At 58.7% G+C, this 1440-nt stretch carries 2 protein-coding genes; both read right to left on the reverse strand.

Going from position 1 to position 1440, the window contains the following annotated elements; genetic code table 11:
• Positions 1–1189, reverse strand: a 1189-nt coding sequence (gene tssC, locus ACIOUG_RS27110) for a type VI secretion system contractile sheath large subunit (protein ID WP_401070266.1), incomplete at its 3' end; no start/stop codon positions are given.
• Positions 1190–1214: 25 nt separating this feature from the next.
• Positions 1215–1440, reverse strand: a 226-nt coding sequence (locus tag ACIOUG_RS27115) for a type VI secretion system contractile sheath small subunit (protein ID WP_401070269.1), incomplete at its 5' end; no start/stop codon positions are given.

Below are 1440 nucleotides of genomic sequence, written 5' to 3' on the forward strand. Positions count from 1 at the left end.
GGGGGTTTATGTTAATCTTGTCCTGCAGTTGGGTGCCGAGCTTGTAGTTCTGCTCTGCCGCATGGCCTAATGCGCTGATGCCGATGAATTTCGGATTCTGCTCCGAGCTGGCGGTGAAAAACGCCGCGTTGTCGGAGCCTTTGCGCATGGTCAGGGAGATGAAGCCTTCCTCGGCCAGTTCGTATTCACGACGGTCGGAGACCAGAACCTCGGTAGGGATCTTGGTTTCGATTTCGCCCATGCTTTCGAAGTGGTGCAGCGGCAGGTCTTCAACTGCGCCACCGCTCTGTGGACCGATGATGTTCGGGCACCAGCGGAATTTGGCGAAGCTGTCGGTCAGCTTGGTGCCGAACGCGAACGCGGTGTTGCCCCACAGGTAGTGCTCGTGGCTGTTGGCGACGGTTTCCTTGTACACGAACGATTTCACCGGGTTTTCTTCCGGATCGTACGGGTTACGCAGCAGGAAACGCGGCACGGTCAGACCGACGTAACGGGAGTCTTCCGAAGTACGGAAGCTCTGCCATTTGGCGAATTGCGGGCCTTCGAAGTGGTCTTTCAGATCTTTCAGATCCGGCAGGCCGGTGAAGCTTTCCAGACCGAAGAATTTCGGGCCGGCCGCAGCGATGAACGGCGCGTGGGACATGCAGGATACGCTGGCCACGTACTGCATCAGTTTCACGTCCGGCGAGCTTGGGGACATGAAATAGTTGGCGATGATCGCGCCCACCGGCTGACCACCGAACTGGCCGTATTCAGCGGTGTAGATGTGCTTGTACAGGCCCGACTGCATGACTTCCGGCGAGTCTTCGAAATCGTCCAGCAGGTCTTCTTTGGAGACGTTGAGGATTTCGATCTTGATGTTTTCGCGGAAGTTGGTGCGGTCGACCAGCAACTGCAGGCCACGCCACGACGATTCCAGAGCCTGGAAGTCCGGGTGGTGCAGAATCTCGTCCATCTGACGGCTGAGCTTGGCATCAATCTCGGCGATCATGCGGTCAACCATGGCCTTCTTGACCGGCTCACCGTTGTTCTGCGGCTTGAGCAGTTCTTCGATGAACGCCGACACTCCACGCTTGGCGATGTCGTAGGCTTCGTCGTCCGGAGTCAGACGGGTTTCGGCGATGATGCTGTCGAGAATGCTGTACTCGCCGCTTTCGGCGCTCTTCTCTTGTGCTGCGCTAGTGCTCATTGTGTTGGCTTCCTTGGCTGGAGTCTCAGGCGTCCGGGGCTGCGGCGTTCAGGCCCAGCTCACCGAGTACGCGACCGCGGGATTCGTCGTCGGCGAGCACGCCTTCGATCGCTTTACGGAACGCAGGTGCGTTACCCAGCGGGCCTTTGAGGGCCACCAGCGCATCGCGCAGTTCCATCTGTTTTTTCAGCTCAGGCACTTGCTCGACCAGACTGTTGGAACTGCGCGATGCGCTGGTGGCCCTCAAAGGC

The sequence above is a fragment of the Pseudomonas sp. NPDC087803 genome (assembly GCF_044742995.1).
In the GTDB taxonomy this organism is placed as follows: Bacteria; Pseudomonadota; Gammaproteobacteria; order Pseudomonadales; family Pseudomonadaceae; genus Aquipseudomonas.